We start from the raw sequence: 8,276 nt of genomic DNA on the forward strand, positions 1-8,276 counted from the left end.
CGGCCCACTCCGGGATCAGCGGCGTGGTGCCGCCGCCGAGAACGACCCCAACCCGATCAAGACCTACCTGACCGCCGTGGCCCGCCGCACGCGGGGCCGAGCGCGTCTGCGGCCGGACGCCGCACCGCGCACCACCGCGAGGGTCTATCGTGTCCGCATGTCGGTCCCCGGAATCATCCGCATCGTCTCCCGCGACTCCCCCATGGCACTCGCCCAGGTCGAACGCGTCCGCGCCGAGCTGGCGGCTCTCCACCCGGGCGTGCGCACCGAGGTCGTCCCCGTGCGCACCACCGGCGACAAGTGGCTGGGCGATCTGTCGAAGGTCGAGGGCAAGGGCGCCTTCACCAAGGAGGTCGACGCCGCGCTGCTGGCGGGCGAGGCCGATCTCGCGGTGCACTGCGTCAAGGACGTGCCCGCCGACCGGCCGCTGCCGGCGGGCACGGTGTTCGCCGCGTTCCTCAAGCGCGACGACATCCGCGACGCCCTGGTCCACCCGGGCGGACTGACCCTGGACGAGCTGCCGGCCGGAACCCGGATCGGCACGTCCTCGGTGCGTCGCGTCGCCCAACTCGCCGCCAGCCACCCGCATCTGACCTGTGTTCCGTTCCGGGGGAACGCCAACCGGCGCCTGGAGAAGCTCGCCGCCGGCGAGGCGGACGCCCTGCTGCTGGCCGTCTCCGGCCTGGAGCGCATCGGCCGCCGGGACGTGATCAGCGAGGTGCTCTCCCCGGAGACGATGATGCCGCCGATCGGCGCGGGCATCCTCGCGCTGCAATGCCGGGAGGGGGACAGCGGGCTCATCGAGGCGGTCGGCGGCCTGGGCGACCCCGCCACCCACCGGGAGGCGACGGCGGAGCGCATGTTCCTGCATGTCCTTCAGGGCCACTGCAACAGCCCGATCGCCGGGTACGCGCAGGTGGACCGCGGTGGCGAACTGTCCCTGCGGGCCTGCGTGTTCACACCGGACGGCAAGACGCGGCTCAACGCGCACGAGTGGGCGGGCCGACTGGACGCCGCCACTCTCGGCACCTCGGTCGCCGTGGCGCTGCTGCGTCAGGGCGCCCGCGAGCTCATCGACGGCATCCCGCACTGACCGCCGTCAGGCGGTGTCCGGTTCGGCCTGCTCCCGCAGGAAGTTGCTGACCTGGTGCACGAGACCCTCGCGCCCCGCGGCGCAGGGCGTGCCCGGCGCGGACTCCCCCGGGGCCTGGCCGATCCGGCCCGACCACAGCCGGCGGTCGGTCCACTCCTCGTCGACGCGCAGTTGCACCTGCACGTCGACCTGGGTCAGGGCCGCCTCGGGACCGGCCGCGTACAGCACGGCGGTGACCCGGCGCAGCGGGTAGACGTCGAAGCCCTCGACGAACTGGGAGTTGCGCCAGTCGACGAACGCGCCCTCCCCGTCGGGACCGATGCGCACGTCGATCTGGCCGTCCTCCAGGTGGATGCCGAAACACCTGCTGCCGCGATTCTCGACGGTCACCCGCACCCGGAAGTACGTCAGCCCCTCGGCGGCCTCGTCCCGCCCGCGGGGCGGTTCGGCGGCCTCGAGACGGTGGACGCGGACCCGCAGACCGGCGTGTTCGTCGTACTCCTGCCAGTCCCCGACCACGTTCGGCTCGTACACACTGCACCTCTCGACCTCTTGAAGCTGCTTCCTATCGAGGGCCGAAGCGCACTGTCAAATGAGGGCAACGCACCGTGGCCGAGCGCTCCGCCGCCGCTGATCGACGATCAAGCTCTGCCCAGCGGGAACTGCCGGACGGGCCGCCGAAGCACCGCCCCGGGCGTGCCGCACATCACGTTCCGGGCGCCCGGTTTCCCCCGGATGTCCACCATCCCGACATAGGGTAATTTGTTTGGAAATCGGCACTATCGGGAATGGCCTGTGTGTGCTTCGGACTGGAGGCACCTCCGTGGGAGCGGCCTGCCGCGCGACCGGCGGGCACCCGACCACGGCTTCGCCGCAAAGGTCCGAAGCAGTCCCGCCTCCCATGGTGTCCGTCCACCCAGCACCCCTGCTGAGGGAGGTGCGCAGCATGCGTATCGCCGGCCGAACCACGCCGCATCCGCACGACGACGCCCCCGACACGGCCGCGGCCTTCGAACGGCTCGCCCGGCTGCCCGAGGGCCCGGAACGCAAGGTTCTGCGGGACGAGCTGATCCAGGCGTGGCTGCCCATGGCCGAGCGGATCGCCGTCCGTTTCCGCGGGCGCGGCGAGAGCCTGGAGGACCTGTACCAGGTGGCGGCCCTCGGGCTGGTCAAGGCCGTCGACCACTACGACCCGGCCCGCGGCCACGCCTTCGAGGCGTACGCCGTGCCGACCGTCACCGGCGAGATCAAGCGGCACTTCCGCGACCACATGTGGACCCTGCACGTACCGCGCCGGGTCCAGGACCTGCGCAACCGGGTACGGCGCGCGGTGAAGGAGCTGGCGCAGACCACTCCGGGACGCGCCCCGACGATCGAGGAGATCGCCGCGCACGCGCAGCTGACGGCCGCGGAGGTGCGTACCGGCATGGAGGCCCTGGAGTGCTTCTCCGCGCTGTCGCTGGAGGCGGACATGCCCGGCACCGACGGGTACGCCCTCGGGGACGCGCTGGGCGGCCCGGACCCGGCCTTCGACACCGTGGTGGACCGGGTGGCCGTCCGGCCCTGTCTCCAGGCGCTGCCCGAGCGTGAGCGCACCATCCTCTACCTGCGGTTCTTCGGGGGCATGACGCAGAGCCGCATAGCGCAGCAGCTCGGCATCTCCCAGATGCACGTCTCCCGCCTGCTCAGCGGCTGCTTCGCCCAGCTCAGGGAGGAGATCCTCCAGGAGGCCGGGTGAGCCCCAGGAGGCCGGGTGAGCCGGGGCACCGGCACCACGCGGCCCGGGCCGGGCTCACCACTCCCGCGGCGCGCCCGGGATCTGCGTCGGACCATGACGGTCGAGGGCGTCCTCCAGCTCGGCCCGGATCCGCGCGGGCATCTCCCCGGTACGTCCCCAGACCAGGATCATCTCCGCCACGTTGCGCAACTTGATGTTGGTGTGCTGGGAGACCTCCTTCAGCACGGCCCATCCCTGGTCCGGCGCGAGCCGGCCGAGCGCCACGATCATCCCGATCGCCTGGTCGACGACGGCGTGCGAGACCACCGCCTCCTTCAGCTGCCGGACCTGTTCCTGTAGCTCGAGGATCTGCTCGGAACCCCCGTCCGTGGGCATGGTCACCTCCCGGTCCGGTGCGTCGGCGCCGCCTGTGCCGCGCGGGGCCGCCTGTCGTGGTACTGCTTCTCCTGGTACTGCGCCTCGTGGTACTTCTCCGACGCATCCATCGTCGTCACTCGTCCCACCCCGTGCCACCGGGCCGCAGGGGGCCCGCCCGCCGTTTCGGGGCCGCCGCCGGGGTACTCGGCAGGCACCGCAGCCGTTCCGGCCGGACACTGGTGTGGAACCGGTGGCTGCCGGTGGACGAGACCAGGACGTTACCGCCATGAACCACGACATGACCTCCCCCACCGGCCCCACCGGCGCGAAGAACCTCGTCTCCACGCACTCCGTCTTCGGGGCCCCCTGCTGGGTGAGTCTGACCAGCCGGGACCTGAAGGCCACCGAGGAGTTCTACTCCGCCGTGCTGGGCTGGCAGTGGCGCCCGGCCCGGCTCGGCGACCGGTTCCGGATCGCGCTGGCGAACGGCGCGCCGGTGGCCGGCATCGCCGCGGTCGCCGCCATGTGGCAGATGGCGGTCGCCTGGACGCCGTACTTCGCCGTGCCGAGCGCGAACGAGGCCGCGTCCCGGGTGCAGGAACGAGGCGGCACGGTCGCGGTCGGGCCGATCTCCCTGCCGCCGGGGCGGGCGGCGCTGCTGGCCGACCGGGAGGGCGCGACCTTCGGGGTCTGGGAGGGCGAGCTGTTCAGCGACTGGGAGACCTGGCGCAACGCCCGGCCGGCGTTCATCCGCCTCCACACGCGCGACGCCTTCGACTCCGCCATCTTCTACGGCGAGATCTTCGACTGGGCCTCGGAGCGTCCGGGCTGCTGCGAGGTCGAGTACAACGGTGACGAGGTGATCCTGCGCAGCCAGGGCGACGTGGTGGCGCGCATCGAGTCGGGGGCGCTGGAGGCGGCGCCCGACCCGACGATCCGGCCGCACTGGCAGGTCCACTTCGCCGTCGACGACGTGCCGGCCTGCGCCCGGGCCGCGGAACTGCACGGCGGCAGCGTCCTGGCGGAGGACGCGGAGGAGGCCGTGCTGCGGGACGCCGACGGCGCGCAGTTCACGGTGACCGCGCGCCACCGCGCCCGCTGACCGCACGGCCGCTCACCGGGCGGAGCGCGAGGGCCGGGACAGCAGGACCAGACTGCGGGGCCCGACGGTCAGCGACGTGCCCGCCTTGTGCTCCGCCTCGTCGGGGACGCCGTCGGGGTCGGCGGTGTCGATCAGCGTCGACCAGCGCTCCCCGTAGGCGGCGCCGGGGAGCCGGAAGCCGGCCGGCTCCCAGTGGCTGTTGAACAGCACCAGGAAGGAGTCGTCGACCACCCGCCTGCCGCACGGGTCCGGTTCGGCGATGGCGTCGCCGTTGAGGAAGACGCCGACGGCGTGGGCGTCGGGACGCAGCCAGTCGTCGTCGTTCATCTCGCGCGCGTCGGGCCGCAGCCACACCAGATCGGGCAGCGGCTGGTCCTGGTGGGTGGCCGTCTCGCCGCGGAAGTAGCGGCGCCGGCGCAGCACGGGGTGGGCGGCGCGCAGGGCGATGAGGTACCGGGTGAAGTCCAGCAGGCCGCGCTGCTCGCCGGTCAGCCGCCAGTCGATCCAGGAGACGTCGTTGTCCTGGCAGTAGGCGTTGTTGTTGCCCCGCTGGGTGCGGCCCAGTTCGTCGCCGTGGCAGAGCATCGGGATCCCTTGGGACAGCACGAGGGTCGCCAGGAAGTTGCGCTGCTGGCGGGCGCGCAGCTCCAGCACGGCGGGGTCGTCGGTCTCGCCCTCGGCGCCGCAGTTCCAGGACCGGTTGTGGCTCTCGCCGTCCCGGTTGCCCTCGCCGTTGGCCTCGTTGTGCTTGTCGTTGTACGACACGAGGTCGCGCAGGGTGAACCCGTCGTGCGCGGTGACGAAGTTGACGCTGGCGCGGGGGCGGCGCCGGCTGTGCTGGTAGAGGTCGGAGGAACCGGTCAGCCGGGAGGCGAACTCCCCGAGGGTGTGGTCCTGGCCGCGCCAGAAGTCCCGTACGACGTCCCGGTACTTGCCGTTCCACTCCGACCACAGCGGCGGGAAGTTGCCCACCTGGTAGCCGCCCTCGCCCACGTCCCAGGGCTCGGCGATCAGCTTGACGCGGCTGATGACCGGGTCCTGCTGGATGAGGTCGAAGAACGCCGAGAGCCGGTCCACCTCGTGGAACTGCCGGGCCAGCGTGGCCGCGAGGTCGAAGCGGAAGCCGTCGACGTGCATCTCGGTGACCCAGTACCGCAGCGAGTCCATGATCAGCTGAAGTACGTAGGGGTGCCGCATCAGCAGGCTGTTGCCGGTGCCGGTGGTGTCGTAGTAGTGCTCCCAGTCGCCGTCGACCAGGCGGTAGTAGGAGGCGTTGTCGATGCCGCGGAAGGAGAGGGTCGGGCCCATGTGGTTGCCCTCGGCGGTGTGGTTGTAGACCACGTCGAGGATCACTTCGAGTCCGGCCTCGTGCAGCGTCTTGACCATCGCCTTGAACTCGGTGACCTGCTGGCCGCGGGTGCCGTGGGCGGCGTAGCCGTTGTGCGGGGCGAAGTAGCCGATGGTGTTGTAGCCCCAGTAGTTGGACAGGCCGCGGTCCTGGAGCACGCCGTCGTGCACGAACTGGTGCACCGGCATCAGCTCCACCGCGGTGACGCCGAGGGAGGTCAGGTGCTCCACGACGGCCGGGTGCGCGAGACCCGCGTAGGTGCCGCGGAGTTCGGGCGGCACGTCGGGGTGGGTGCGGGTCAGGCCCTTGACGTGCGCCTCGTAGATCACGGTGTCGGCGTACGCGCGCCGGGGCGGGCGGTCGTCGCCCCAGTCGAAGAACGGGTCGGTGACCACGCCCAGCATGGTGTGCCCGGCGCTGTCGGCCGGGTCGGGCCGGCCCGGGGCGCGCTCGAAGAGGGAGGGATGGTTGTCGACCTGTCCGTCCACCGCGCGGGTGTACGGGTCGAGGAGCAGCTTGGCCGGGTTGCACCGGTGGCCCACGGCCGGGGCCCACGGCCCGTGCACCCGGTAGCCGTAGCGCTGCCCCGGCCCGACGCCGGGCAGGTAGCAGTGCCACACGAAGCCGTCGACCTCGGTCATCCGGACACTGCCGTGGGAGCCGTCGTCGGCGACGAGGATCAGGTCGACGCGTTCGGCGACCTCGCTGAAGAGCGCGAAGTTGGTGCCCTGGCCGTCGTACGTGGCCCCGAGGGGGTAGGGGTGCCCGCTCCAGACGGGCACCCCTGCCCGGGCAGGCCCGGCGCCGGTCACCGGGCCTCCTCCAGCACGCCGCCCGACGTGCCCGGCTCGCTCGGCGTGCTCGCCGGGTGCGCCAGCCGGGCCATGACGGGCGACTCGCGCGGCAGTTCCAGGCCCTCGCTGGTATCGGGCATGGGCAGGGTCGGCACCAGCGGGACGCGTTCGCCGGCGCGGGCCCGCTGGGAGAACCAGATGACCTTGGCTCCGGTGTCGGTGGCGCAGCAGCCCCAGCCGTCGCTGGTCGCGGCCAGGTGCTGGAGGCAGGTGCGCAGGTCCTGGTCCGGGCGGAGCGCGTGGTCGTTGCCCCCTACGGCCGTGATGAGGTGCTGGCCGTTCCACCACATCTCGATCGACGTGTTCTTGTCGCTGGCGTGCTCGTCGATCGCCCGCAGCAGCATCTCCGCGCCGCGGCACACCGGTTCGACGAGATTCTCCAGGTCCCAGAACCTGAGGTGAGCGGCCAGGATGCGCCTGACCTGTCCGACCCGTTCCGGGCTGACTTCCACGTCGAGGTGGTAGTAGCAGGGCACTGCGGTCTTCATCGTCGTTGGCTCCTCACCGCGAGGCTCTCGCTCTTTCCCGTCCCTGCGGGACGAGCTCCCCGAACACGAAGCGTGAGCACATAGCGCTTCTGAGTCACTCCAGCGTGAGAGCAGTAGCCCGTTCGCGCAACACGAGCAGGCGGCGGCGGGTTTTCCCGGATGGTTGAAGGTCCAACAAGACGCTGGGTCGTCACCCGTGCACCATGTGTGAAGAACTCGATCGCCCGTAAACGGAGCCGTGTCCTCGACACACGGCCGCCGCCCGACCGTCGGGGACGTGCCATCGGGTCCCGGAAGGTGAACGGCACCATGCTGCTACCCGCGAAATCCGAGGTCGCCCGGGAGCTGCGGCGTTACCGGGCGTGGGAACGGATGATGCTGGCGTCCCCCGCCGACCGGGCGGTGCGGGCCACCTTCGAGGACTCGGGTCACGCCCTGTGCGCGCTCATGGGGAAGCGGTGCGCCCGGGAGGCCGCGGACGCCGCCGAACGGTATCTGCGGGCGAGCCTGGTCACCTATGCGGAGGAACAGAAGAAGCGGCCTCGCACGGCGACTGCCGCCAGACGGGGACCGCCGGCGGCGGGCCGGCCTTCCCCGGCGGGGAGCGGGAGCCCCTCCGGCGCAGCTTGACCATCTGGCCCGGCGCGAAGAAGCCCGGCCGCGAGCACGGCGGAGGTGAGAACCGATGAGACCGACGAGTACGGCGCGGGAGACGGGCCGCATCCCGGTGCGGGACGTCCAGCCGGTCGTGGAGTACGGCAGGCGCCCGGCGAAGGCGGTGGCGCGAGAGACGTTCGAGGTCACTGCCACCGTGTTCCGCGAGGGCCACGACGCGGTCGCCGCCAACGTCGTGCTGGAGGACCCGGAGGGCCGCCCCGGCCCGTGGACGCCGATGCGGGAACTGGCGCCGGGCACCGACCGGTGGAGCGCGGAGGTCACCCCGTCGGCCGAAGGCCACTGGACCTTCCGGGTGGAGGCGTGGGGCGACCCGGTCACCACCTGGCGCCGCCACGCGCGGATCAAGATCCCGGCCGGCATCGACACCGGCCTCGTCCTGGAGGAGGGCGCCGCGCTGTACGAGCGGGCCGCCGCGGGCGTCCCGGACGGCGCGGGGCGTGCCGTGGTACGGGCCGCGGCGGCGGCGCTGCGCGACGACAGCCTGCCGGCCGCGTCACGGCTTGCGGCGGCGCTGACGCCGGAAGTGGACGCGGTCCTGGCCCGCCACCCGCTGCGGGAACTGGTCACCACCACCGAGCCGCTGCCCCTGCTCGTGGAGCGCGAACGCGCCCTGTACGG

Annotated in this window: 9 protein-coding genes; 5 read left to right on the top strand and 4 right to left on the bottom strand. The window is 72.2% G+C overall.

The window, feature by feature from the left end:
• The first annotated feature begins 157 nt into the window (after nt 1-157).
• On the top strand, nt 158-1,093 hold the full coding sequence (gene hemC, locus AB0L74_RS34615; protein ID WP_365661546.1) for a hydroxymethylbilane synthase: 936 nt from the start codon (nt 158-160) through the stop codon (nt 1,091-1,093).
• A 6-nt stretch (nt 1,094-1,099) separates the two neighbouring features.
• Here hemC and AB0L74_RS34620 read toward each other — a convergent pair whose 3' ends face one another.
• Nucleotides 1,100-1,627, bottom strand: coding sequence for a hypothetical protein (locus AB0L74_RS34620; RefSeq protein WP_365661525.1), 528 nt, complete (start codon nt 1,625-1,627; stop codon nt 1,100-1,102).
• A 412-nt stretch (nt 1,628-2,039) separates the two neighbouring features.
• On the opposite strand from AB0L74_RS34620, the gene AB0L74_RS34625 reads away from it, so the two are divergent.
• Complete coding sequence (locus AB0L74_RS34625; RefSeq protein WP_365661528.1) at nt 2,040-2,831, top strand: RNA polymerase sigma factor SigF; 792 nt, start codon at nt 2,040-2,042, stop codon at nt 2,829-2,831.
• A gap of 54 nt (nt 2,832-2,885) precedes the next feature.
• Here AB0L74_RS34625 and AB0L74_RS34630 read toward each other — a convergent pair whose 3' ends face one another.
• Nucleotides 2,886-3,206 (bottom strand): ANTAR domain-containing protein, encoded by a 321-nt coding sequence (locus AB0L74_RS34630; protein WP_365661531.1) that lies wholly within the window; start codon nt 3,204-3,206, stop codon nt 2,886-2,888.
• A gap of 268 nt (nt 3,207-3,474) precedes the next feature.
• On the opposite strand from AB0L74_RS34630, the gene AB0L74_RS34635 reads away from it, so the two are divergent.
• Nucleotides 3,475-4,290, top strand: a complete 816-nt coding sequence (locus tag AB0L74_RS34635; RefSeq protein ID WP_365661534.1) for a VOC family protein — start codon at nt 3,475-3,477, stop codon at nt 4,288-4,290.
• A gap of 12 nt (nt 4,291-4,302) precedes the next feature.
• Here the strand turns inward: AB0L74_RS34635 and glgX are convergent, their stop codons facing one another.
• Nucleotides 4,303-6,420 carry a glycogen debranching protein GlgX gene (gene glgX, locus AB0L74_RS34640; protein ID WP_365661550.1) on the bottom strand — a complete coding sequence of 706 codons (2,118 nt, stop codon included), beginning with the start codon at nt 6,418-6,420 and terminating at the stop codon, nt 4,303-4,305.
• A gap of 26 nt (nt 6,421-6,446) precedes the next feature.
• Entirely contained in the window at nt 6,447-6,980 is a 534-nt protein-coding gene (locus AB0L74_RS34645) for a pep a2 (RefSeq protein WP_365661537.1), read from the bottom strand.
• 309 nt (nt 6,981-7,289) lie between these two features.
• Here AB0L74_RS34645 and AB0L74_RS34650 point away from each other — a divergent pair, with 309 nt between their 5' ends.
• Nucleotides 7,290-7,610 carry a DUF5133 domain-containing protein gene (locus AB0L74_RS34650; RefSeq protein ID WP_365661540.1) on the top strand — a complete coding sequence of 107 codons (321 nt, stop codon included), beginning with the start codon at nt 7,290-7,292 and terminating at the stop codon, nt 7,608-7,610.
• A gap of 55 nt (nt 7,611-7,665) precedes the next feature.
• Nucleotides 7,666-8,276: maltotransferase domain-containing protein (locus AB0L74_RS34655; RefSeq protein ID WP_365661543.1), on the top strand; the 611-nt coding region annotated here is incomplete at its 3' end.

The organism is Streptomyces sp. NPDC052020, from assembly GCF_040680575.1.
Taxonomy (GTDB): domain Bacteria; phylum Actinomycetota; class Actinomycetes; order Streptomycetales; family Streptomycetaceae; genus Streptomyces.

Coding starts and splice junctions, on each gene's coding strand:
- hemC (WP_365661546.1), top strand. CDS start 158: ATGTCGGTCCCCGGAATCATCCGCATCGTCTCCCGCGACTCCCCCATG.
- AB0L74_RS34625 (WP_365661528.1), top strand. CDS start 2,040: ATGCGTATCGCCGGCCGAACCACGCCGCATCCGCACGACGACGCCCCC.
- AB0L74_RS34630 (WP_365661531.1), bottom strand. CDS start 3,206: ATGCCCACGGACGGGGGTTCCGAGCAGATCCTCGAGCTACAGGAACAG.
- AB0L74_RS34635 (WP_365661534.1), top strand. CDS start 3,475: ATGAACCACGACATGACCTCCCCCACCGGCCCCACCGGCGCGAAGAAC.
- AB0L74_RS34645 (WP_365661537.1), bottom strand. CDS start 6,980: ATGAAGACCGCAGTGCCCTGCTACTACCACCTCGACGTGGAAGTCAGC.
- AB0L74_RS34650 (WP_365661540.1), top strand. CDS start 7,290: ATGCTGCTACCCGCGAAATCCGAGGTCGCCCGGGAGCTGCGGCGTTAC.